This is a genomic window from Streptomyces melanogenes, assembly GCF_014649795.1.
GTDB lineage: Bacteria > Actinomycetota > Actinomycetes > Streptomycetales > Streptomycetaceae > Streptomyces > Streptomyces noboritoensis.
In genome coordinates, this window is sequence record NZ_BMTS01000047.1 from 1 (window position 1) to 24,139 (window position 24,139).

22 protein-coding genes and 1 pseudogene are annotated in these 24,139 nt (G+C 70.1%); 21 read left to right on the plus strand and 2 right to left on the minus strand.

What is annotated here, in order from left to right; translation table 11 throughout:
- Positions 1-760 precede the first annotated feature (760 nt).
- The 15 genes and pseudogenes from IE252_RS41075 (at position 761) to IE252_RS41145 (ending at position 14,586) form a co-directional block, all read left to right on the plus strand.
- Positions 761-1,330, plus strand: a complete 570-nt coding sequence (locus IE252_RS41075; RefSeq protein WP_190094629.1) for a hypothetical protein — start codon at positions 761-763, stop codon at positions 1,328-1,330.
- A 471-nt stretch (positions 1,331-1,801) separates the two neighbouring features.
- Entirely contained in the window at positions 1,802-2,440 is a 639-nt protein-coding gene (locus IE252_RS41080; RefSeq protein WP_190094630.1) for a hypothetical protein, read from the plus strand.
- 359 nt (positions 2,441-2,799) lie between these two features.
- Positions 2,800-3,087, plus strand: a complete 288-nt coding sequence (locus tag IE252_RS41085; RefSeq protein WP_190094631.1) for a hypothetical protein — start codon at positions 2,800-2,802, stop codon at positions 3,085-3,087.
- A gap of 699 nt (positions 3,088-3,786) precedes the next feature.
- Positions 3,787-4,038 carry a hypothetical protein gene (locus tag IE252_RS41090; RefSeq protein WP_190094632.1) on the plus strand — a complete coding sequence of 84 codons (252 nt, stop codon included), beginning with the start codon at positions 3,787-3,789 and terminating at the stop codon, positions 4,036-4,038.
- A 104-nt stretch (positions 4,039-4,142) separates the two neighbouring features.
- Positions 4,143-5,621, plus strand: coding sequence for a DUF6573 family protein (locus IE252_RS41095; protein WP_190094633.1), 1,479 nt, complete (start codon positions 4,143-4,145; stop codon positions 5,619-5,621).
- Positions 5,622-5,700: 79 nt separating this feature from the next.
- Entirely contained in the window at positions 5,701-6,159 is a 459-nt protein-coding gene (locus IE252_RS41100) for a hypothetical protein (RefSeq protein ID WP_190094634.1), read from the plus strand.
- A 124-nt stretch (positions 6,160-6,283) separates the two neighbouring features.
- The gene (locus IE252_RS41105) at positions 6,284-7,828 is read left to right on the plus strand and encodes a ParB/RepB/Spo0J family partition protein (RefSeq protein ID WP_190094635.1); all 1,545 of its coding nucleotides are present in this window, start codon (positions 6,284-6,286) and stop codon (positions 7,826-7,828) included.
- Between the two features lie 85 nt (positions 7,829-7,913).
- Positions 7,914-8,537: a hypothetical protein gene (locus tag IE252_RS41110; RefSeq protein ID WP_190094636.1), complete on the plus strand. Its 624-nt coding sequence runs from the start codon at positions 7,914-7,916 to the stop codon at positions 8,535-8,537.
- 114 nt (positions 8,538-8,651) lie between these two features.
- Positions 8,652-9,210 (plus strand): annotated as a pseudogene (locus IE252_RS43755) (pyridine nucleotide-disulfide oxidoreductase); the annotation flags it as partial.
- 106 nt (positions 9,211-9,316) lie between these two features.
- Complete coding sequence (locus IE252_RS41120; RefSeq protein WP_190094638.1) at positions 9,317-10,699, plus strand: AlbA family DNA-binding domain-containing protein; 1,383 nt, start codon at positions 9,317-9,319, stop codon at positions 10,697-10,699.
- Between the two features lie 60 nt (positions 10,700-10,759).
- A complete protein-coding gene (locus IE252_RS44475; protein WP_190094639.1) occupies positions 10,760-11,677 on the plus strand; it encodes a TIGR02391 family protein in 918 nt (305 codons plus the stop codon).
- 224 nt (positions 11,678-11,901) lie between these two features.
- Positions 11,902-12,525: a hypothetical protein gene (locus IE252_RS41130; protein WP_190094640.1), complete on the plus strand. Its 624-nt coding sequence runs from the start codon at positions 11,902-11,904 to the stop codon at positions 12,523-12,525.
- A gap of 250 nt (positions 12,526-12,775) precedes the next feature.
- Positions 12,776-13,693: a hypothetical protein gene (locus IE252_RS41135; RefSeq protein ID WP_190094641.1), complete on the plus strand. Its 918-nt coding sequence runs from the start codon at positions 12,776-12,778 to the stop codon at positions 13,691-13,693.
- A gap of 27 nt (positions 13,694-13,720) precedes the next feature.
- The gene (locus IE252_RS41140; RefSeq protein WP_190094642.1) at positions 13,721-13,981 is read left to right on the plus strand and encodes a hypothetical protein; all 261 of its coding nucleotides are present in this window, start codon (positions 13,721-13,723) and stop codon (positions 13,979-13,981) included.
- A gap of 65 nt (positions 13,982-14,046) precedes the next feature.
- Positions 14,047-14,586: an MFS transporter gene (locus IE252_RS41145; protein WP_229849136.1), complete on the plus strand. Its 540-nt coding sequence runs from the start codon at positions 14,047-14,049 to the stop codon at positions 14,584-14,586.
- Here the strand turns inward: IE252_RS41145 and IE252_RS41150 are convergent.
- Positions 14,526-15,122 carry a hypothetical protein gene (locus tag IE252_RS41150; RefSeq protein WP_190094643.1) on the minus strand — a complete coding sequence of 199 codons (597 nt, stop codon included), beginning with the start codon at positions 15,120-15,122 and terminating at the stop codon, positions 14,526-14,528. The two genes, IE252_RS41145 and IE252_RS41150, sit on opposite strands and share 61 nt — an antisense overlap.
- A gap of 40 nt (positions 15,123-15,162) precedes the next feature.
- Here IE252_RS41150 and IE252_RS41155 point away from each other — a divergent pair, with 40 nt between their 5' ends.
- Positions 15,163-15,549 (plus strand): hypothetical protein, encoded by a 387-nt coding sequence (locus IE252_RS41155; protein WP_190094644.1) that lies wholly within the window; start codon positions 15,163-15,165, stop codon positions 15,547-15,549.
- Between the two features lie 49 nt (positions 15,550-15,598).
- Here IE252_RS41155 and IE252_RS41160 read toward each other — a convergent pair whose 3' ends face one another.
- Complete coding sequence (locus IE252_RS41160) at positions 15,599-16,054, minus strand: bacteriocin immunity protein (protein WP_190094645.1); 456 nt, start codon at positions 16,052-16,054, stop codon at positions 15,599-15,601.
- Positions 16,055-16,535: 481 nt separating this feature from the next.
- Between IE252_RS41160 and IE252_RS41165 the strand changes: the two genes are divergently transcribed.
- The 5 genes from IE252_RS41165 (at position 16,536) to IE252_RS41185 (ending at position 24,116) form a co-directional block, all read left to right on the plus strand.
- The gene (locus IE252_RS41165; protein ID WP_190094646.1) at positions 16,536-17,471 is read left to right on the plus strand and encodes a conjugal transfer protein; all 936 of its coding nucleotides are present in this window, start codon (positions 16,536-16,538) and stop codon (positions 17,469-17,471) included.
- Positions 17,468-17,812 carry a hypothetical protein gene (locus IE252_RS41170; protein ID WP_190094647.1) on the plus strand — a complete coding sequence of 115 codons (345 nt, stop codon included), beginning with the start codon at positions 17,468-17,470 and terminating at the stop codon, positions 17,810-17,812. Before IE252_RS41165 ends, IE252_RS41170 begins: the two co-directional genes overlap by 4 nt.
- A complete protein-coding gene (locus IE252_RS41175) occupies positions 17,809-18,390 on the plus strand; it encodes a hypothetical protein (protein ID WP_190094648.1) in 582 nt (193 codons plus the stop codon). Before IE252_RS41170 ends, IE252_RS41175 begins: the two co-directional genes overlap by 4 nt.
- A complete protein-coding gene (locus IE252_RS41180) occupies positions 18,387-21,086 on the plus strand; it encodes an ATP-binding protein (protein WP_190094649.1) in 2,700 nt (899 codons plus the stop codon). Before IE252_RS41175 ends, IE252_RS41180 begins: the two co-directional genes overlap by 4 nt.
- A gap of 363 nt (positions 21,087-21,449) precedes the next feature.
- Entirely contained in the window at positions 21,450-24,116 is a 2,667-nt protein-coding gene (locus IE252_RS41185) for a hypothetical protein (RefSeq protein ID WP_308434610.1), read from the plus strand.
- Positions 24,117-24,139 lie beyond the last annotated feature (23 nt).

A 24,139-nucleotide genomic window follows, 5' to 3' on the forward strand; every position in this document is an offset into this window, starting at 1 on the left:
GCGCGCGGTCTGCTCCGCAGACGCGACGCGCTGCCGCTACGCGGCGGAAGAGATGCCGCGCTCCGCGCGGCTAAATTCCGGCTTCGCCGGAATTACGGCCAACTCCGTTGGCCGGGGCTCGAATTGCTCCGCAATTCGGCCTTGCGGAATTCGCTCCGCGAATTCCTCCGTCTGGCTGCTGGGTTCGGGAAAGGTTACTTTCTGGCTCTCTGTAGATTTGACGGCTCGTCAAATCTGTGTGATTCATCCCTGTTTTGCTGTTCTGATATCCCGTTAGCCTATTCAATTTACTCACAACCCCACTGTCACGTGTGGGGATTCGCCCGCGCAAGTGGCTACCCCCCGCGCCCTCCCGGGGCCCTATGGGCCCGTGTGGGCCGCGCAAGCGGCCGCGCGGAGGCTCCGCCGACGCGCAACCACGAAGCCCGCCCCCGATCCCCGAGGCCGCCGCGCAGCCCATGCCCGCCCCACCCTTTTCTCTCATTCGGGCAGGGAGAGCGGCAGCAGAGGGGATGTCGGCACCCCGACCACGGGCGAATGGGCTTGTGACCAGGCACGATGCCAGGCAGTTGATCAGGCGAGATCAAGAGATTGTTCAGGGGATAGCGCAGGAGATCACGCAGGGGTCCGGGCGCCCGCGCAACCGAGAGATACCGGGGTTCGGTGTTTTGAGGTCCCCCACCGCTTGATTCGTGTATTATTGATTGTGTAGCCAGGCGGCAACCTGACTGCATCTCAATCACCAACACAAGGAGTCCTCTTGAACGCACAGGCGGGACCCGTTGACGCGGTAAGCCGACTCACAGTCCACCTTTCGGGAGCGCACGTCACGGACGCTTCGATCGGTCTGACGCTCATTCCTCTCCTCAAGATCCCTACAGTCATCATCGAATTTCGGCATCCTGTCGGTGCGCGAATTTGGTGGGAAGGTTGGTGTGAGGCAATCGAAATGCTCGACAGGATCTTTCCCGAGCAAGTCGACGCAGGCGAAATGCTCGAACCTGAACTCACCATCAACTCGTTCGTGATTCTGGATGATGCGCCCCGGCGCGCCAAGGTCCGGGCGCGCAGCGCGGCAGTAAGCCCCAATGGGATTGGCGCACTGTCAGTCACGGTCGGCGGTCTGACGATCGCGTGTGCGTCGCGGAGCGCGGTCGAGTGCCAGGTTCGCGGGTGGCGCGAGGCGTACGACGTACTCGCCAGCGACGGAGGGTTCGGCCTCCCTTCCGCCGACGAGGTGGCCAGGCATGTGCGGAGTGACCACGCCCGCCATGGGATCAACGAGCTGAGGGTGGCCGCGCAGGAGCAGCGGGCAGGCCGGGGGCGTTGACGCGCCCGGGTGGGGCGGCCGGCGGTCGCCCCACTTTCCTGGAGGGACAGCGCATTGGGGAGGGGGCGGCATGACCGGTACAGGGCGTATCGTCCGGGGTCAGCGGGTGCGCGTCGAGCGCCGCCCCATGGCGCGTCTGGTCGCCCACGCGCGGTCTGGGAGCGTGCACAGCTCCGGGCCCTGGCCGGAGGTGTGGGAGGGCACCGTGTTGCGGGCGGCTTACCAGGATGGTGCGTTGACTGAGGTTGAGATCTACGGCAAGCGTGAGAGTACGGGCGAGAGCAGGCGTGCAACGTTCAGCGTCGCCCGGAACGCGTTCTTCCGTACGAGGGTGACGCCGCTGAGGTCGCCGTAACTCGCCACGTTCGGTGGGTGGTTGAGGGTTGACGACTCCCCGTATGAGTGTATTATTGATTTTGATAGTGAGCGGCAACTCACTCGACACCAACTCAACCACCCAAGGCAGGGGACATGAGCGAGTACCAGGACCACATCCGGCGGAGCCTCGACGGGGCACACGAAGACCAGGCCGAAGAGCTCGGTATCGATGAGATGCGGTGGAGCCCCACACCCACCGGCGAGCCCGTGACGCACGAGGTGATGAGCGCCGCCGACACGGCGCACGCGTTGCTTGACCGTGCCGCCGACGCGTACCTGTCTCTCCTGGACAGCGTTCTCGGTGACGGGGAACACCACATGGTCGTCAGCGCAGCCGCCCCGCACGGCGAACTGACCGAGGTCCAGCAGCTCGCGCTGATCGGTGACACCGTCGTCATCGACGAGGCCGCTGCGATGCGGGTGTGCGCCGTGATCGCGGCAGGAATGCTCGGGTGCGGCGGCGGTGGTCTGGTCGTGCGCACCTACGGCCGCGACGGGTCGGAGTCAGTGCGCGGCTGGAAGATCTGGAGGTTCTGGCTTCGCCCGCTCACCGCCGAGCAGATCCGGGAGGCGTACAGCGTCGACCCCACCACCGGCGCGCGGCTGGAGCTGCCCCTGGGAGTTGAGTACCGGCAGGCCGAGCATGTCCCACTCCCGGCTCAGAACCCGGCAGGCGGATCCTCCGCCTGCACCGCGCCCCGGGACAACCGACCCGCCAACCGCCGCAATTGAGTACCACCCGCCGGGGCTGGTTGACGACCGGTCCCGGCGGGACCGCCTTGCCTCCCCCTTTGCCTTGCCCCCAATGTGAGCGGCAACTCACCCGGCACCAACTCGACCAGGAGAGCCCCGCCCTGAGCTCGACCACGCACCCCGCCACCAGCACGACGCCCACTCTTGGCCAGGAGCCGGCCCTGCCTTCTGCCGCAGTGCCGGCGCCCACCGCCCCCACCGCCCAACGGCCCGTCAACCTGGTCGGACTCACCGCCCGCGCGGAAGCAGCGGGATGGGCCGTCACCGTCGAGGCGCAGCCCAGACTGTGCCTAGTGCTCACCGCCCGCTAGGAGGCCGGGGAAACCGTGCTGCGCTGCGTGTGGCGGCTTACAGCCCAGGGGTTGCGCTGGGGCGGCGCCACGCTGCATCGGTACGGCCAGCAGGTCGCCGAGGGCATCGCATGGCGTGCCGCCGGGGACCTGGTGGCCGCCGAGGCGCCCGCCGCCCGCGCCCAGGCGATTGCCCCGGACCTGTCCATGCTGGTGTACGGCACGCCGGGCGCACGGCCCGTGACGGCGGAGGCCGTCTCCGCGTCCATCGCCACCACCCGGGCAGGCGAGGTCCCCTTCATGCTGCGCCCGCGGATCAAAGCCGCCGCTCCGTGACGCTGTACCCGTCCCGGTGCGTCGGGCGCGACTACGTCGGCGCCCACTGCCTGCTCTCCCCCGAGGGTGACCCGGTAGCCGCGCACGGCGGCAGGCCGAGGAGAAAGCGTGGCGGGCGGATCCTGCTGCGAAGGAAGGGAGCCTGCAGCCGACGCGTTCTCGTATTTGGTCGGCATGTTCGCGGTGCCCACGCGTGAGTGGGTGGCCTGGCACGCCGAGTACGGGCGCGTGGGCGAGGCCTTCCGGGAGGCCCACGACCGGCGGACCGAGCACCTGTATGGCACGTGCTACCGCTCCGCGTACACCCGGGCGTGCCTCAACGCGCATGCCGCGCTGGATGCCGCGCGTGGTGGTCGGCACCGCCCTGGGAGGAGAGAAGGGCGAACGGCTCGTCAGGCTCGGCAGCAACTGCCACAGCCGTGGCGCGCAAGACGCCCTGGCGTCCTGACTGACGAAGGGCTGCAAGGCCGACGCTCGGGCCGCCGAGTTCACCGAGCAGCACCCCGGCGAGGCGAAAGCCGTACGACTTGCGCGGCTCACCCTCGACGGAGTCGACCCCTACCGCACAGCCGAGCGCGAAGCCTGGGAGACACAGCAGGCGACGGCCACCACCAACTTCCAGTCCTGACACACCCCAGTCGCCCCCGGGCCGGCCCCGCGAGTCGGGACCGGCCCCGATGGAGAGGTACAGCTATGCGGATGAGCCAGCGCCGCGCAGACATCCTGAACCGCCGTGCGCGCTTTCTGCACCCCCACCGAAAGGACCGCTCAACGTTGCCGTGCCTGGAGACCGGTGGCATGCAGGTCTACGCCTACTGGAAGCGCGGCGAAGGCCTGACCGTGTCCGTCCACCTCGACACCGGCGACGTACCCAACGACCTGATCAGCCCGGACGGCACGATCCCGATCCGGATCACCGTCAACAGTGAATGTGTCTTCGGCGCCGACTGATGCACGCGAGGGGTTGACCCAACACCATGAGGGCGTATTATTGATTTTAGAGATGAGCGGCAACTCATCCGCCACCAACCCAACTCGCACCCGAAGGACAGGACATGGACTACATCGAGACCAAGCACGTGGCCGCCGAACTCAAGCGCCGTTTGCAGAACGCGTTCCCCGGCGTGAAGTTCAGCGTGCGCAAAGGCACCGGCACCGCCTGCGCGTGGATCTCCGTCTACTGGACCGACGGCCCCTCCACCGCCGACGTCGAGGAGTTCACCCGCCCGATGCAGGGCATGGCCTTCAGCGGCCAGGAGGACCGGTACGAGCCCACCCACAACACGGTCACCGTCACCGTCAACGGCCGCAAAGCCACTGGCAAACCCCTGGTCGACGGCATCAACATCCACCAGGACGTCTCCGCCGACGCCCTGAAGGCCGCAGCCGCCCTGTGGTCCAGCGCCCACGACGGCGCCGCCCCCGCCGACGGCATCTGGTCTGACGCCTGCGTCATCGAGGGGCACACCATCCGGGAGAACGGGGCCCCTCAGCAGGCGGCACAGATCGCGTACGACGTCGTCCTGCCCCAGCGCTGGACCGCCGCCCAGGAGCACACCGCCCGGCCCGCCGTTGCGGCCCACATCCCCAAGCAGCGCGAGGAGAGCGGGCAAGGGCCCACCCTCACGCACACCGCCGAGGAGGGGACAACGGTCACCGGTACGCGTCGGGGTGACGGTGCCGCCGCCGTCCTGAAGCGGCATGGCTTCACGTGGCACCGCCAGAACCAGTACTGGTACGTCCCCGGCAGCCGCGACAGCGAAGTCGACACCGCGTTCATGACCGCCGTCGCCGCCGACCTGACCGCAGCCAGCCTCACCGTCACCACATCGCACGAGCCGCCCCGCCAGCCGTTCGAGGAGGTTTCCGCCGAGGCCGAGACAGACACCGGCGACAGCGCCAGGACGGCAGCGAAGGGAATGACACGCACGGCACACCCCGGGGCCGCGGACGAGGAAGCGCCGGAGGCCGCCGCCTTGGGCCATGCCTCTCCGGACGAGCAGCACCCTGACGTCTCCCGAGCGGGCCACGCGGACAGCGACCGGATGCTCTTGCGCATCGACTCCGTCCTGCACGAGGGGGCCGTCACCGACGACCAGGGGGTGAGCCGCGACGCCATGCGGTCGGTGCCCTTGGCCGAGCCGACCGAAGTGATCCACCGCTACACCCGCGCCCGGGCCCTGGCCGACGGCGCCCTGGTCGCTGTCGACACCGACTTGGCCAAGGAGGCCGGTTTCCGTGTCCCGGTAGCCCTGACGAGCGCCGTCTGGGAGGACTGCGTGGCCTGGTCCGACGAGGACAGCGCCCAGCAGGTGCCGCAGGACGAACGCGGCCGCCTGTGGGACGTCCTGTTCATGTCGCGCGCAGCGATCCGCCGCAGCAGCGGGGGCGGCGACCGCGTCACCGTCGACCTGCGGCGGGTGCCGCGCAACGGGCGCGCCCGGCATGCGCGCGGGGTCCAGCTCGTGTTCGCGATCGGACCCGGCGACCACGGCGAACCCGTGGCCACCATCATGCAGCCCGACGAGGACTGACCTCTGCCGCCCCAGGGGCGCGGCCTCGCCCGCGCCCCTCTCCCCCTTCGCGAGACCCTGCACGCCCACGGGAGACCTCATGTCCGACCGTTCCGCACTCCAGCTGTACGTGTACGCCGTACCCGAAGAGGACGAAGCCGCCGTGCAGCGCGGCATCACCGACAACTGCCTTGAGCCCGACACGGAGGGTGCCGACGGCATCGTCCTGGGGACGCGCTACCTGACCGACGAGGTACCGGTCGGCTCCGCCTACGATCTGGCCGCCCACCTGCTGACGCGCGCTCCCGGTACGGCGTTCGAGCTGTGGCAGAACCCCGTACACGAACACTCCGGGCACTACGTGGCGCACCTGCCCGGCATCGGAAGCTACGAGGGGCCGTGCACCGCCGACGGCTCCCCCTACGTGAAACTCAGCGACGTACTCGACACCCTGACCGCAGGACCGGACGACGCCCCGACCCTGACTGCGGACCACCTCACACGCCATGCGGCGTTCTTCACCGCCCTGCGTCACGCCAGGGCCACGCGACGTACCTGATCAGCACACAGCCTCTGCCGCATTACCGGGAAAAGCTGTTGACCGACACCCAGATGGGTGTATAATTGATTTCATGAGCAAGCGGCAACTTGCTCGACACCAACCGACCACACGAGGAGCACACGTGAGCGACACGGCAGCACCCTCACAGATGCAGCGGGTCACCCTCCGACTCGACCAGATCCGCGTCAACGAGCACAACGTCCGCCAGAAACTCGACCTCGACGACAAGTTCCTCAAGTCCGTCGCCGCCAACGGCGTGAAGGTCCCGCTCGTCGTCCTCCCCCTCGGCCAGGACGCCTACGAGCTGAAGATGGGCCACCGGCGCTACTTCGCCGCCCGCGCCACCAAAGACACCGAGCCGGAGCAGGACGCGATCGAGGTCCCCGCGTACGTGCTCGACCCCCGTCTGCGGGAGGCTGGTGAAGACTTCATCGACCAGCTCATCGAGAACGACGACGCCTACCGCCGGGGCCTGACCGAGCTGGAGCAGTCCGACGCCCTGTTCGGCGCTGTGCAGGCGGGCATGAAGCAGGCCAGGGTCGCCCAGCTCACCGGCCGCTCCCGCACCGACGTCTCCCGCGCCGTCAAGACGTCCAAGACGGTCGGCGAGCGGACCCGCTCCGTCCTCGCCGAGGACGCAACGTACGACCTCGACCTGGAAGTGCTCGGTGTACTGGGCGAGTTCGACGACGACGCAGGCGCCGTGGACCGGCTGCTGGAGGCCCACCGCACGGGCCGCTTCGAGTTCCAGGTCCAGTGGGAGCGCGACGACCGCGAGGAGCGGCAGGCCCGGGCCACCGTCCGCCCGCAGCTGGAGGCGGCGGGGGTACGGCTGGCCGAGGACGGCGACCCGCTCGCGCCGAGCGCCGAACCGCTCGACCGGCTGGACGGACCCGACGGCGAGCCGCTGACCGCCCAGGCGCACGCCACCTGCCCCGGGCACGTGGCGGCCTGGGCCGAGAACCCCGCCGAGCCCGGCGAGGTGGAATACTTCTGCACCGACCCGGACCGCTTCGGCCACCGCCCGCCCCAAGAGGACGCCCCGGAGACGGACGGCGACGGCGGACAGCAGGCCGTCACGGCGCCGCAGGCCGATCCGTCGGAGCCGTCCCGCGAGTACGTCAAGGCAGGCAACAAGGCCTACCGCGCCGCCGAGAAGGCCCGCCAGGCCTGGCTGAAGGACCTGATCGGCCGCAAGACCGCACCCAAGCCGCTCGCCGCGTTCATCACCCACCAGCTTCTGACCTGCCCCAAACCGGTGGCCCAGTGGGTGGGCGACGCGGCCCGCCGCGACCTGGTCAAGGAGCTGACCGGCTACCCCCAGCCCGCCGAGCGCGCCCAGTCGGCGACCCCGGCCAAGCTCACCCTGCTCAACTTCGCAGTGCTGGCCGCGACGTTCGAGAAGCGGATGGGCGAGGTGCGGACCTGGCGCACCGACCCCACCGCCCGCTCAGCCGTTTACGAGCTGCGGGAGATCCGCGAGGACACCCGCACCTGGCTGGCGCTCCTCGCCCAGATCGGCTACCCGCTCTCCAGCATCGAACAGGCCATCGTCGATGACGAGCCCTACCAGGAGGGCGAGCCGGACGCGGCCGACACCGACGGCCAGACAGACAAGGACGCCGAGGACACCCCGGACAGCCCGAGCACCGAGGACACGGCCTGACCCCCGCCCGGGCTGGACCTGCCGGTCCGGCCCGGGCCCCTCCCTCCTCTCCTGCTGCGACGCCGCCCGCCCGGAAGGCCTTGCCATGCTCCGCTCCGAACTCCGCCTGCGCACCCCGTTGTTCGTCGCCCAGGCCGCCGTCGTCAACCACACCGGTCTCACCGCCCGGACCGGACTCGCCATGCCGGCCGCGCCCTTCGGCACCCCCGCCTGGCAGCTGCCCACCCTGCTCTCCTACCTCCACCGCCTCCGCCAGGACCAGGAGGACCCTTCCCCCGACCGGTGGCGTACGCACACCCAGCGCCAGACCGGGACCGTACCCCGGCCATACACCCGCTACCAGGCCGACGCCCTGCACGACCCGGACGCAGTCTGCGTCCTCGACATCCAGCTCGGCCCACGCGACGAAGCCACCGGCTGGCCTGCCGCCCACCTCGCCGTCATCGAGCAGGAAGAAGATGCCTGCCCCTTCGGACGCCTCACCCACCGCCACGGCGTGGAAGCAATCGCCGCGTACACCGCCGAAGAACTCACCGCAGAACACGCGGCCCTGAGCGACCGCGCCCGCCAGCACAGGGACACCTACCTACAGCAACTCGCCAAACTGGCCCGCCGCGCCGCCGAATGGGCCGAGAAAGTCCGCTCCGCAGCCCATGCCGATGCCGTTCACGTCCAGGCCGACCGCGCCCGGGCCCGCATCACCGGCTGACGAACGGGGCCCGCCGTCCGGAAGCTGAGAGGCCCCTCTTGCAAATGTCACCAGGCTGGGCGGCGCGGCCGCCGACTCGGTCTCCACCGCGCCACGCGCGGCGAGGCAGCGCTCGATATCCAACGCCGCCGGGTGATCGTGGTCGGCGGCGGCAACTCCGGGACCCAGATCACCGTCGGCCTCGCCCGCGCACCCAGCTGACCCGGGCCACCCAGCGCCCGCCCCGCTACCTCGCCGACGACATCGACAGCCACACCCTCTTCGACGCGGCCACCGCCCGCCGCCGTGCCCGCAACCAAGGCCGCACCGACAGCGGCGGCGTTGCCTCCTCGGCGGCATAGTGGCTGTCCCGTCCGTCCGCGAGGTGCACGACTGCGGCCTACTCAAGGCGAGCCTGATGTTCACCGGCCTCGCGCCAGGCGGCGTCGAGTGGACGGACGGCACCCGAGCCAAGGCCGACGCGATCATCTGGAAAACGGGCTTCTGCCCGCCCCTTTCGCATCTCGCAGCACTCCAACTCCGCGGTCGGCACGGCCACATCACCACGGACGGGACACGCACCGGGAGCGAGCCGCGCCTGCACCTGATCGGCTACGGCGACTGGCCCGGTCCCGTCCTCGCCGCCGTCATCGGCCGACCTGCTCACGAAGCCACCCACCACATTACGCGGCTCTCTGCTGTCCTGAAGCTGACCGTCACCCCGTCAGGACGCTCTGCCCACGCTGGCCAGCATCCGAAACTGGCATCCATCCAGCCACGGCGCCTCTTACCGTAGAGCCATGGTCTATCGCTCACGTCGACTGGAGGCGCTCCTCGGCGGTCGCCTGGAAACGATTGGATACGGCGACATCGCCGCTCTTGTCGGACGCCAGGAAGCAATCGAAACTGAAGACCTCGACTACAAGCAGCAGCACTATGGCGGCGATCCCATGCACCGGGAAGAGCTGGCCAAGGACGTCGCAGCTCTGGCCAACCACCTCGGTGGCGTGCTCGTCATCGGGATGGCAGAAAGTCGGGGGGTTCCATCCCGTGCCTTCGACGTCGACCTCGACGACCGGCACATCCGAGACCTCCGGCAGCGCATCGCCTCGTCCACTGCCCCGCCGGTGCAGTGGGAGCCGCTCATCAAGGAGAACCCCGGCAATCCGGGGCACGGCTTCCTGCTCATTACCATCCCCCGAAGCCCACAAGCGCCGCATGCCATCACCGTGCCGCCGACGAAACCAAACGCCCCAGTCCTGCGATACCCACGCCGCTCCGGCAGCCAGACGGACTGGCTGTCAGAGACCTACGTGGCCACGGCCTACCACCAGCGCTTCACCGCTACTGCGAATCGAGCGACGCACAAACGCGACATCGAAACACGGTTGGTGACGAACGAGCTGTCCCGCGAGCGCCCCCACCTGCTGGTGACGGTGGTGCCGGACGCGCCCGGCGAGATGCGGATCAACCAGAGTTCCTACACCGAGTACAAGGAACAGATCCTTGCGGCCCAGCCCTTGATCGGCTCCTATGCACGAGTGTTTCGGCAGGTCAGTGTCGGCCCTCACCGGCTGACGCTGGAGCAGCGCGCCGACCGCTCCGACGGCGATCTGGCCCACCTCTATGACGACGGGTCAGGTATCTGGGCACAGCCCCTGCCGACGCAGGTCGACACGGACGAGGATCCGAAGGACCGAGTCCGTTCCCTGCACGGGGACGTCCTCGCCCACCGACTGATGTCAGCCCTGATCTTCCTGTCCGCTCATGCGCGGGACCGGTGCGGAGCCACCGGGACAGCAACTGTCGAAGTCGACCTCGTCCACAGCATGTACGACCACCCCTACGCCCCGCCCAGGCCCATTCGCCGGCCCGGACAACCTGCGCGCAGGGAGACTTCCCTGCTGACAGTTGTCCAGGTGCCGCCCTTTCCTTCGGGAACGCATTGCGCCGAAGCGGCGCAGGCCGAAGTCACCGCGCTGATCGACGACCTGGCGGACAGCGGCATGGAAATGGTGCAAGCTGCATCGCTCCTGGAGAATCATCTCGTCCACACCTTCGGGATCCCTGAAGCCCACTGCGTCACCGCAGCAGGTGAGCTGCGTGTCGCAGCATGGCAGTTGGAACAGCGCGACAACATCAGCGCCTGGGCGCGCCGACACTCGATTGCGGTAACCGAGTAGAAAACGTTCCAGACGGCATCGGCCGGCTCACAGCCCGGCTTCCACGAGCTTCTACAGGCGGTGGGAGACGGCAGGCTGGGAGACGCCGACGTCGAAGATATCGAACAGGCCCGCTCCGTCGCCGCCGCGATCGCCGGTGCCCTCGACGCGGCCGACCGCGTGGAACTCACCCTGCCCGACCCGGGCACCGCACGCCAGATGCCACCGAACCCAGCCCGTCATGAACATTGGAGACTCGTGCCGCTTACCAACTGGACCCTCGAAGCCGACGAGGTCCTGGCCCTCCCCATCGATGACCTTGCCCTGCGGGTCCTCAAGGACGCCCGTGACAACTCCGAGGGGAACTGGAGAAACTGGCTGCTCAAGGCCAAGAACGGCTATCAGGGACGCACGGACGTCGCCCAGGCTCTCTCCGAGGCATGGACCTGGCTAATCAACCGCGGCCTGATCGTCTGGAACCCAGACCAGGACTCCGAGGGCGCCTTCGTCATCAGCCGACAAGGTCACCAGGCCCTCGACCGCGGACTGCTCTGGGTCCAGGCCGTCCAGCGCCTCGACATCCAGATGGTCCCCGTGCTCGAAGCTAAAGCCCGCCCGCAATTCCTGCGCGGCGACTTCGAAGCCGCCGCCTTCATGGCCATGAAGGAGGTCGAGGTCCGCGTCCGAGAGCTGGCAGGACTGTCCAACAGCGTCATCGGGAAGACCCTCATGACGGATGCCTTCCGACCTCCCAAGAATGCGAATGATCCGAATGACCACGGAGGGCCGCTCTGGGACCCTGCCGCAGACCCTGGGGAAGCCGTTGCCCTCATGGAGCTGTTCAAGGGCGCCTTCGGGACCTTCAAGAACCCCGCGAGCCATCGCCGCGTTGACTTCGCAGATCCCACCGAGGCCGCAGAAGTCGTGCTGCTCGCCGACCTGCTCATGCGCCTACTCGACAAGATCGCCGTGGCGCAGAACGCAAGCACGTCGCCCTGAGGTTCCGCATCTCTCGCCCGGTGGTCTTCACCTGACTTCACGAAGTACAGAGAAACAGCCTGCATGCCAAGGGCGAGGTCGGCGACACACTGACCGCCCAGGAGATCAGCGACCGGCCCTTCCGCCAGGTGATGGGGTTCAACGCGGACGAGGTCCCCCGCAGTGTCCGCGACCAGGCTGCGGGCAAGAACCCCCAGTGCCAGGGCCTGTACCCCCCTGGTCCAATGGGGGGACGCAAGCGGTGCGAGGCGTACCTGTACGAGCGGTTCGGTGTGCGGTGGGAGAAGAGCTACTGCACGTTCTGCTGTTTCCCGATCTCCATGGGCGCTATGGCGGCGCACCTGGACCGGATGCGTGCGCACCCGGACATCGCCGGCCGGGTGCTGCACCTGGAGTACACGTCGGTGAGCCTCAATCCGAAGGCGAAGCTGTTCGGGCGGTCCAGCCTGCTGGAGCGGTTCGACCCGGGTCTTCCCGCCGACCGGCGCGTCCTCGCGGCCTTCGAGGAGGAGCTCGCCTGCCCGTGGGCGCTCTATCACGTGCGGCGGATCCTGCCGGTCGCGAAGGCGGACCCGACGCGCCGCGGGCGGGCGCTGCGCTCGGTGGAGCGCGTGGACGTGGGCCGGGCAGCGGTTCTCGGTCGGCGGCTGCGCAGCGTTTCAGGACGGCACGGTGTGCCCGTGGAGGTCGACGACCGTTACGGGCGGGTGCGGGCGTGGATCCACCGACGTGGGGAAGGGCTTCCGGCCGTGGAGGAACTGATGGTCACCGCCCCGTTCCAGGTCCGGGACAAGCAGGTCCCGCACTTCGAGCGGGAGTGGGCCGCGCACAGGCGATTCCGGTTGTGACATGGTCTGGGAGCCGGCGAGATTGACAGCCACCCACCAAGAGCGCCATATTGATTAAGCGAAACTAGCGGTAAGAGCGGTGGGCGGCGGAAGGCACCCCGTAAGGGGGTGTCGACCCAGAGCGGCAACCCCGGCCGAACGTCCCGCCGACCACCTTCACCAACTCAACTCGCCCGCCGGCGCGTGAGCGCCGGAGGACCAAGAGGAGCAGCCCCCAGTATAGGGCGGCGGCCGGAACCGGAGAGCGCAGATGACCAAGGCCCTGAACCCGCAGCGCCGCCTCGTCGGCGGTCGCGCGGTGGTCAACCGCGACTGGATCCGCGAGTTCACCGGCGCCAGCGTGGGGACCGCGGCCCGCTGGTACAAGGTGCGCGACGAGCAGCCCGAGGAGCACCGCCACCCGGAGAAGGAGCGGATCGAGGGGGCGGACTTCTACGACGAGCAGCAGTTCCGCACCTTCTACACGTGGTTCCAGGCGGAGAAGAAGAGGAAGGTCCTCAAGGCCGATCCCGAGCTGTACGAGCTCGGCGTCGAGGATGTCGTCTCCATCAACAAGGCGGCCCGGCTGCTGAATTTCAGCGGGCCCTCGGTGATCCGCAAGTACCACCAGGCGAATCCCGGCTACTTCCCGGCTTCCGTCGGCACCGTCGAGGGCCCCACCGGCCGCATGATCCCGGGCTACCGCGTCGGCGACCTGCAGGCCTTCGACCGCGAGCGCACTGGCGACAAGCTCGGCAAGGCCGGCCGCCGGCCCGGGCCGCAGCCCAAGGCGCCCGTCGGGCGCCCCTCCGCCCTCGAGGAGGCTCTCGCCGCCGAGCTCAGCGCCCGCGCCGGCGGCGAGCCGCTCACCGCCTCCCAGCTCGCGGAGCGGTTCGCCGCCGAGGCGATCGAGCGCCACGGCTACCGCCCGAGCCTGGCCGCGGAGCTCAGCGAGCAGTACGGCGGGCCGCAGCGGTCCTGGGAGTACGCCGTGCGCAACGCGCACCGCCCCGCGCCCGCACCATCGGAGGCGGACCGGCGCACGCAGATCGCCCTGGGCGCTCTGCGCGAGCGGGGCGATGTCCGGGGGCTGGCCGCCTCCCTGGCCCGAGAGCACGGCGGCAGCCCCGACGTGTGGTCGCGCGCGGTGAGTGCGGCCCGCCCCAAGCTCACCGGCCCCACGGCCTGAACACACCGTCAGCGAGAGGACGATGTGATGCCCAGCTACCAGCTCCGCGACACCGCCACGGGGCAGCTCCTCGCCCGGGGTCTGACCGACTATTCTGCGGCCGAGGCAGCCCTGGACCGCTTCGACGAAGAGCTGGAAGCGGACCTCGCAACCAACGGCGAAGGCGCCGGCCGCATCCGGCTGCGCCTCGACGTCGAAAAGGTCACCGACGACATCATCGAATCGGTCGGCCATCACGTGCTCATCCTCGGCGTCAACGACCCCACCGGCGCTCTGCCCCCGCGGTAGAACTCAAGGCCGCCGCCCGACTGGGGCGCATCCATCCCCGAGCGGGTGCTGCGGAGGAGGGGGTGGTGCCCTGGGCGTTGGTGAGAGCGTCGTGGACGTTGCGGTGGCTGTCGTCCCGGTCGGGGACGGCGGCCGGGATGGGTCCGCAGATCCTTCTTCTGCTGGTCGGCGGGGTGGTCGCCGATAGGTGGTCCGGGGCCCGCGTCATGGTGTGGGCGAACGTGGTGTGCGCGGGCGCCGAGGCGCTGGCTGCAATGCTGCTGTGGCTCAACTCTGTGCAGGTCTGGCATCTGGTGGTGATGTCGGCGGTGTGCGGGGCGGCGTCCGCGTTCTTCACCCCGGCCGCCTCCGGGGTTGTCGTCGAGGTCGTTCCCGGCCCGCTGCGGCATTCGGCGAACGCCCTGCTCAAGATCGGGCAGAACACGGTGAAGGTCGGTGGCCCGGCCGTGGGCGGTGTCCTGGTGGCTGCCGTGGGACCTGGGTGGGGCATTGCCTGGGACGCGGTCACGTTCGCGGCGGCGGCGATCGTGCCGCTCGGGGTGCGTCAGATCCGGGGGCTGTCCCTGGCTGCCGAGCCCGCATCGCCCAAGCTGGCCCGGAGGTAGAAGGCGCGGGCGACGACCTCGATGGCCCCGGCGAAGTCGCGGAACGCCCGGTCGCGGGCCGCCGCGTCCCGCTCCGCCCGTCCGGCGCCCGCCCGAAGTTCCCACCGGATAGCGAGGTGGGCGATCGAGTGGCGGGGGTCGGCGGCCTCGACCTCGGCGTTCGTCAGGTAGGCGGCCGTCACGGCGGCAACTGTCGCCGCCGCATCCTCAAGGAGGTCTGGGGCCTCCGTCCAGCTGGCGGGCCACACCGACCACGCGCCATCCAGGCGGGCCGAGCGCACCATGATCTTGGCCAGGGCCTCGGTCCGGGACAGGTCGCCCTGCTCGTACGGGGTGAGCCAGAAGGACAGTTGCTCGCCTGTCATGTCGGCGGTGTCCACGCCGGACGCGTCGGCCACGGCGAGTGCGCCCGATTTCGCGGATGCGGTCCGTCGGGCGATCCGTGCCAGGACCCGGCGGCGCCACCGGGCGGGGAAGGCGGGGTCGTAGAGCTGCTGGTGCTGGAGGGCGGCGAGGACCAAGGAGCCCGGCGGCATCACCCCAGCGCCGTGCCGCTGAGGCTGCGATGATTCGTTCGTGGTGACAGATGACGAGTGGGCTCGGATGCGGAGGGAAATGCGCTTTGGACAGGTCTTCGAGGGAACGGTGGTGAAGGTTCCCCGACCTGGTGCGATCGGGATCTTCGTGGACATCGGCCTGAGCGTCGGAGGCTTTGTCGACGTCTTGCTGCTGCCAGAGGCGTGCGAGGCGTGGCCAGTGGAAGGCACCGTGGCCGATTTCGACATATGGTGGGCTGACAGCCGTCAACAGATCCGGCTGAAGCCGACCGATGCCCGATATCTGCGCAACGACTTCCCAGATTTCGTTGAACAGTGGCGTCCCAGCTGGTCATCCGACATAGGCCAGCCCGTTCGTGACCCGGGGCTTCCGACCCTCGACGAGTTGCAGGCCCCGCTCCTCTGAGGGCCGTCGGTCGGCAGGCCGCGGCCAGTTAGCCTCCCCACCGGTCAGGTCACAGCGCGATCGGCCGGTACTTCATGGCCTCGTCGATGATCTGCTCGGCAGAGGCATCCTTCAGGGCGTCCGACGGGTGGAAGACCAGGTCACTCACCCGGGGATGCGGCAGGTTCGTTTCCAGGAGCCGCAGGTAGTAGCCGCTCTCCGGGGTGGCCGTCATAAGTCTGCGGACGCACTCAACGAGTTCGTCGCGGGACATGTCCGCCACCACAGGGCGCGCCGGCCGGGCCGCCTCGTTCGCGAAGTCCTCCAGGCTCCTGCTGCCGTGGTACCCGGCGAAGTCGAACGCCTCGTAGGCGTGCCCCGTCATCGCGTTGAAGGCCGCGATCGCCTCGTCTGCCGCCTCGGGGCGGGACGTCAGCAGGTCGGCGATGCGCTCGATCTCGGTAGCCAGTTCATCCAACCGCTGCCGGTCCACGGGCGGGGGCAGCAACTCAGGTCTCAGATCCACAGCCGCATTATGTCCCTCGGCACCGACACGGACCCGCGCCCGGGCATGGGGACCGGCCAGAGCCGACCAGCTGTCGTGGTGGGGGTGTGGTGGGGCCCACCACACCCCCACCACGCCCGTGCGGGAGACCGGCCCCATCCGGACTGCGCAACCGGGGTGTGGAGTTGCGCAGCACGACGAGGCCCCCAGCCCACCATGCGGGCACGAACGAGTGCGCAGCCTGGATGGTCCGCGCAACCACTGCGCACGCCTTCTCCTGGGCAGCTCCCGCCTCACATGACTGCCGCCCCCTCACTCGTTGCCCCCGTCGGGCGACGTCCGCGCGGCGTGGTGGGGGTATGGGTGGGCCCACCACGAGCCCCACCACGGGTTTTGTGTCCTGTTCGTGACTGTGGTGGGGGTCTGGTGGTGGGTGGTGTGGTGGGGGTCGGCGGGTTTCCTCGAGGTCAGCAATCAACTCTTCTGACCTGGGAGTTCGACCATGTCTTCTGGCATGCAGGCCTCGCCGGGCGCGGCTGCTGCTCCGATGGCCGGGGGCGCGCGGCTGGAGGCGATGCGGCGGCGTGTCCGCTTCTCGCGCGTCGCTCTGTGGGGCGTCATCGCCTCCGGTCCCGTCGCCCTGGCGGTCGCCGTCGCCTCCAGCGCACCCGCGGTGAAGGCGGCCACCCCGGCGGGGCCCGCGCCGTTGCGCAGCACGACGGCCGCCGCTGTAGCGGATCCGGCGGGCTTCGCGCAGTTGTTCGTCGGCTCATGGTTGCGCAGCACGGCAGGTGATCCGTCGAGTGCGCAGGCGCGGCTTGCGCAGTCGATGGCGCCCGGCGTCGAGGTGCCCGAGACGCCGGCTGCGCAGCCAGCGCCCGCGTCGGTGACCGCGCTGCGCAGTGCGCAGCGCGCCAGGGGCGTGTGGTCGGTGACGGTGGCCGCGCAGTACGCCGACGGCACGGTCCGCTACTACGCAGTCCCGATTGCCGCCGATGCTCCGGGTACCTCGTTCGCCGTCACCGGTGCGCCGGGGGTGGTAGCCGGACCAGGCCGGGCCCCGATGGCGAAGTCGCCGTACGGTGTGAGGGTTCCGGCCGGTGACTTGACGTCCGCCATCGGGCGGTTCCTCGGCGCCTACCTCACCGGGGCCGGCGAGGTCGAGCGCTACCTCGCGCCTGGCACAAGGCTCAGCGCTGTCTCCCCCGCCCCGTTCCAAGGGGCCACAGTGCAGCGGATATCCGCCACCGAGACGGTAGCGGCTGCTGAGCGTGTCCCGGCGGACGGCACCACGGTCCGGGTCCTGGCGTCGATTCAGGCCCGCGACCGGGGCGGGCGTTGGCCGCTGGCGTACGAACTCGCCCTCAAGGCCCGCTCCGGCCGCTGGGAGATCACGGCGTTGGAATCCGGGACCGCGCAGGACGGGGGTGCCCGGTGAACACGGTCCACAGTCTGATGCTCTCCGGGGAGTTGAGCGATCTCGGTGACAGCTGGATCAACATGTTCAAGGAGTGGGCGACCAAGGGCCTGCAGGCTGGCCTGGTCTGCCTGGTGGTCGTCATCATGATCCAGAAATTCAGTCTCAAGGCCGGGATCGGCGCCTTGCTCCTGATGATCATCGCGCTCGGGCTGTACAACTCGCGTGACAGCCTGGCGAGGATGTTCGAGGACGAGGTGAACAACCCCTCCAAGGGCGCCCCCGCCATCCCCGGCTTCGTCCATCAGGTCGACCCCACAGCCTCCCGCGCACAAGCGCCGCGCGACGGAGGCTCGTTGTGAGCGCGGCTGCGGCGCGGGTGGGCCGCTTCTACACCACGGCCCGCCGCCACCCGTGGGTGCTGGGCAAGGTCGCCGACTGGAAGATCCCCCTCGGGCCGTACACCCCGGCGCAGATCGCGGTCGCGGTCGGCGGTGGCCTGCTCCTGGTCAAGACCATCAGCTGGTGGTCGTGGATGGGGCCGGTGCCGGTCGCGGCCTGGGTCCTGGCCGTCTGGACCGTGCGCCGTCCGAAGATGAGGGGGCGCGCCCCGGTCCAGGCCGCTGTGGGCTGGGTGCTGCTCGGCTGGCAGCCGCGGAGAGGGCGGATCGGCGGGCGGGCCGCCCGCGACCGCGTGCCGCAGGCGCTGCTCGGCAGCTTCACCATCGAGGCGGAGTCCGCCCCTGCCACATCGGCCGCATCGCTGGAGGCGGCTGCGGCGTCCGCGCGGGGGCCGCGCCGAAGCAAGGCCGCCGTACGACGTCCGTCTTTGCCTGGCTGCGGGGTCCGGACCGCTCCTGCGGGTCCTGCGGCTGGGGTGCGGCCGGTGTCGGCTGTGCAGCAGTTGCGCGCACTCTCCAAGTCCGGGGGTGTGCGGTGAGGGTGCCGATACGTCACATCGCCGGGCACCTGGTGTGGTCGGCGCAGGGCAGCGTCTGGGCCCTCTACCGGCTGCGCCCCGGTCCCGACACGCAAGGACAGCACGCCGAGAGTGTCCAGGGCACCTACGTGCCGGCCGCGGTCCGCGACGAACAGCTCGCCCACGTCACCCACTTGGTCCGCTCGCTGTCCGGCAGCCCGCGTCTGTTCGGACTGTGTGCACAGGTCGACCCGGGGGAGATCGCCCACAAGATGATCGAGGGCATCGAAGCTCCCGGGCACGGCCCCGGTGCCGGGCCCCATCCGTGGGTGGAGAGCGTCGAGGCCACGCTGGACCTGCTGGACCAGGAGGAGATGCACCGCCGCACCCTGTGGCTGGCCGTGCCCCTACGCACGGACGCCACCCGTCTGCAGGTGTCGGCGCAGCTGGGCGGGGTGTGGGCGGAGATTTCTCCGAAGCTGGGCCTGCGCCCGGTGCCGGTGGCGCGGCGCGAGGTGATGGCGTATCGCAAGCAGGCCGCCCGGGTGGAGGCCGCGCTCGCCGGGGGGATCGTGTTGCGTCCGGCCCGTCCGGCGGAGGTCGTGTGGATGGTCCAGCACGCCCTGCACCGCGGCCTGCCCGAACCGCTGCTGGCCGAGGCCGAGAACAGCGAGCTGTACAACGGGCAGATCCGCGACGGCGTCCTGTGCTCCCCCAGCTATGCCGACCTCGGCCAGGTCCGCCTGCACGAGGGCGGCATCGACCCGGCGCTCGACAACGCCGACGAACTCACAGACGCGGGCGGCCAGGTCACCCGTTCTGGCCGCGGGACTTGGTGGCGGCTGAAGACGAGTTCGCCGCTGGGGCGGCGGTGGCTGCAGGTCGAGTCCGAGACGGGGGTGGGCTATCAGGCGCACCTCGCGCTGGCCGAGTGCCCGCCCGCGGTCAGCCAGGGTGCCGCAGATCTGTTCGCCCAGCTGGAGACCCTCGACTTCCCCGTCGACTACACCGTCGACCTCACCCTCGTGTCCGCAGAGAAGGCCCGCGCCCAGGTGCGGCGCAAGAAGACCGAGTTGATCGACCAGGCCGAGCAGTACGACGCCCGCCCCACCGGCATGCCCGCCTCCCTGCCCGACGCCGCCCGCGACCTGGGCGAGCTCGATGCGCGTCTGTCCCGCACGTCGGTCGAGGTGGAGGTGCAGTCGGTCACGGTCCTGACCGTGTGGGGGCCCACCGCCGCGGTCTGCGACGCCCGCGCGAGAGCCCTGGCTGCCCTGCTCGGGGGCGCCGACTACCGCGCCGTGCGCCCGGCCGGCCTGCAAGAAACCTTGTTCACGCTCGGCCTGCCGGGCACCGCCCGGCCGGGCCTGGTACGGGAGTTCACCCAGCACCAAGTCTCGGAGGACTGGGCCCTGAACGGGGCCCTCACCGTAAGCGAGGTCGGCGACCCGAACGGGATGTTCCTCGGGATCGACCTGGACTGCGGCACCACCCGCCCCGTCATGATCAACGTGGCGGATGCGCCCAAGGTCGACGCCTCCGCCTCCATGGGCATCGTCGGCGACCTCGGCGCGGGCAAGTCCGTGCTGCAGAAGCTGATCGCGGAGGCGGTGTGGGCGCGCGGAGGCTGCGCAATCTGCATCGACCGCACCCCCGTACGCGAGTGGGCCGCCTTCGCCCGCACCGCCACCGACGGCCGTGCTCAGATCATCGACGCCGCCCAGGCCGAAGTCTCCATAGACCCGCTGCGGATCTTCGGCGGACCCGAAGGCCGCCACTACGCCCTGTCCTACCTCACCCTCCAACTCGGCATCGGCCCCATGAGCACCAGCGGCGAAGTCCTCCACCACGCCGTCGAACAAGCCGCCACCAGCGACACCCCCTGCATGCGGCAGGTCGTGGACGTCCTGGAACAGACGGCCACTACGGGGTCCGGTAAGCGGCAGGACGCGGCCGCCACGCTCGCCGGGCTGATCCGCGTCGTCGCCACCAACCCGCTCGCACGCATGGTCTTCGACCCGAGACTGCCACCGGTGCGCCTGGACGCCTCCAGCAGCACCGACATGATCGTGATCACCACGGCCGGGCTGACGCTTCCCCCCAAAGCCGCGTTCGACAAGCCCGAGGTACTGCACCAGCAGCCGCTGGAAGCGCTGATCGGCCGGGCCGTGCTCTACCTGATCGCAGCGCTGGCCCGCCAGACCGCGTTCGCGGACCCTGATCGGTTCACCGCGGTGGTGTTGGACGAGCTGTACTGGCTGACCAGTTCGGCCGAGGGCACGGCCCTGGTGCACGAGATCCTCCACGACGGCCGCAAACACGGCGCCGGCCTGCTCGGCGCCTCCCACGACGCCCTCGAACTGGGTCCCGACCGCGGCCTGATGGCCTACCGCGCCCTCGCCCGCACCGCCGATCGCGAGCGAGCCCGCCGCGGCCTGGAGTTCGTCGGACTCGACCCGAAGGACCCGGAGTTGCTGCGGCTGGTCACCACCGGTCTGTCCCCCGTCGGCCACCAGGGCCGCGAGGGCGAGTTCCTGCTGGCCTGCCCAAGGCAGAACACCGGCCGCGTCAAAGCGGTCATCCCCCGCATCGCCCGCATCACCGCCTCTATCAGCACCACCCCCGGCGAGCACCATCCAAGCGCTGCCACGCCGTCAACGCCGCAAACACCCGACCGCCAGGCGGCCGGCCCCCACCCGAAGGCGGCCGTCCGATGATCTCGTCGTCCTGGAGGCGCACCCGGCACGGCATAGCGGCCGTGAGTGTCGCCCTCGCGCTGATCACCATCGCCTGTGGTGTCCTCGCCCTCGCCAGGGGTGTGGCACCAGGGTGGTTGCCCCGCACGGGGCGAGCCTTCGACCCCGCCCCGCAGCCGGTCCAGACAGCCCCCTGCCCTGTGAACGTCGGCGCGGCCTTCGAACCGTTGGGCCCAGCTGGGGCAGCTGGGGCGGGTGTGGTCTGCCTGGTGGTGTGGCGGGTGGGGTGCCTGCCTCGGCACGGGCGGAGCTGAGGTGGTGCGTCCTCACCGTGCGACTTGGCGTTCACTCGGCTTCGTTGTACTGCTCACCGGGGTGTTCGTCGTGGTGAACACCCAGGTCGTCTACGCCGCCAGCACCAGTGAGACGGGGGATCTGCTCGCGCCGTTGAACATCACCTCGTCCGAGGGCGTGCCGATCGACGGGTACGAGCTGAACGCCTCCGGCGGCTCCATCGTCGCCTTCAAGAGCCAGGCCCTCGCCTTCGCCCTGTCCGGGCTGTTCACCCTGGTCCGGCTGCTGGTCGGCCTGGCCGGATGGGCAGTCGAGGTGGCCTTCCGCTTTCCGCTGCTCAAGATCCTGACCCGCCCCGCACAGAAGGCAGCCGACACCTACGACAACGTCGTCGTCGACACTCTGGGACTCAAGGGGTTATTGCTGGCGTGGGCGTTTGTCTTCGCCGCCTTCATGCTGGTGCGCGGCCGGGTCGGCCGGGGCTTGGGGGAAATCTTCCTCACCCTGCTGATCGGGGCGATCGCCGCCTCCGCGCTCATCCGCCCCGACACCCTGCTCGCCGAGTCCGGGCCGCTGGGGCAGGCCCAGCAGGTCGGTGCCGAAGTCGCCCAGCAGAGCGTGAGTGCCTACGACTGGGGCGGCAAGCTCGCCAGCCGCGGCCCCTGCGATGCCATGACCGGCAGCGCCGAACGCGCCTGCCTCGCCCAACCAGGCCACGAGCCCACCGTTGCCGTGGCGGTGGCCCGCCCGCTCCAGGACTCGCTCACCAATGCTCTGATCGTCAAGCCGTTCATGCTGCTGCAGTACGGGCGCATCCTCGACCCCGGCAAGGCATCCGACCGTGCCGCGTATGCGGTGCATCTGAAGTGGGTCACCGGCGGCTACAAGACCAGGGACGATGTGCCGGGCGGGCCGTGCAGCCTGATCAAGGGCCCGGCCAAGCAGTACTGCCTGGCCGGACAAGGCGGCGCGGCACCCGACCGCCGGGACGCCCTGCCGTCGCTGACCGCGGCCGGTGACCTGCTCGATTCACCGCATCCGGTCCTGGGCGAGGACGACCAGGAGTTCGCTGCCTTCCTCACCGACCTCAAGAAGACGGGGCCTGTCGGAAAGGCCTGCGCCGCCTATGCGGAACGGCCGACCTGGTGGCGGGTCGGCGGCGCCGGACTGCTGCTGGTCGCGGCGCTGTTCATCTGCGGGATGCTGCTCTCCAGTGCGGTCGTGCTGTTGGGTACGCAGGGCGTGTGCGTGGCGGCCGCGGCCGCCGGCGGCATCACGTTCGTCGCGGGCATGCTCCCGGGACCGGCCCGGCAGTCGGTGTGGAAGTGGCTGTCCTTGTGGGGCGTCGCGATCGTCGCGGTGGTCGGGATCTGTGCGTTCATCCCGTTCTTCGGGATCGCCGTAGATGCCACCGTCACGAACGGCCCGGACCTGATGGTGGAGCGGATCCTGCTCATCGACGTCCTGGCCATCGCCGGGGCCGCTGGGCACCGCCGCCTGCTTGGCGGCATCAGCTCGTTCGGGCGGCGGATGGCGATGCGGATGCGCTACGCCAAGATCGGCGGCACCCACCTGCCCGGCGACACCTCCGAACTCGGTGCCGCACTCGCCATGAACTCCCCTGCGGCGCTGGGTGGTTACGGCGGCGGGCTGCGCCTGTTCACCGGCACCGGCGGCCGGTACGGGATGCTCGGCACCCGCCAGCGCCTGCTGGGCGCGCTCAGCTCCCTGGCAGACGGGACGGGAATGCCGGTGGACACCGGCGCCATGCTGGCCGATGCCAGTGCCGAAGCCGGACGCGGACTCGCCCCCCTCACTGCGGCCGCGGCCGTGGGCGGGCTCGGTGCGCGGCTCGGTGTCAGGGGCGGGCACTGGCTGCTGATCGGACGACGGCCGGACAAGGAGCAACTGGCCAAGTGGCGCAAACCCACAGCCGACGGGGACACCAACGGTGGCGGACCGCCGGGTGGCGGGGGCAATGGTTCGGGCGGCGCGGGTCCGCGCCGCCCGGGTGGGCCGCCGGACCGCTACCGCGACGCCGACGGCCAGATCATCGACCGCAACAGCGACAAGGTGCTGCACGACCAGCACACCGACCGCACCCTGCTCTCCACGCGAGCCCATAACCGGCTGGTGCGCTACCGCGGTTACCGCATCCTGCACCGTGGCGGGCGGACCGCGTACGGGGCAACCGTCGGGCTCCCGGCCAACGTCCGCCGGACCCGCGCGGGCGGCACCGCTGCCTCGCGCTACGCCGAGGATGCCCGCCAGCAGGTGCGGGTGTGGGGCAACACCTGGCGTGAGGACGGCCGCGCCTGGCACGACACCGCACGGCACGCCTCCCATGACGTGCGGGAGAACACCGACCGCGGCGGCCCCGGCCCGTTCCCCAGCCGCCGCCTGCCCACCACCGGCACCTCGACCGTCACCTCCCGCCCGGTAACCCCGGCGCGGCCAGCATCCACCGGCACTCCCCCGGGGCGTCCGGCCCCCGCCGGACGGACCAACCAAGCAACGGGCGCCCCGGCCACAACCGCACGGCCCCCGGCACAGCCGTCGCGCCCGAACAGTTCTGGGCCCCGCTCTCGCCCCGATCTCCACCAGGCCGTCCTTCCCGGCGGCGGGAGCGCCCGCAACCAGGCGCGCCAGGAGGCGAGGGCCCGGATGCAAGAACTGATGCGCCGGACCGCACCCGAAGCCGAACGCCTGCGCCAGCAACGGGCCCGGCGGCGGAACAAGGGCGGTGAGCAGGAGTGACACGTTCTGGACACCGCGTCCGG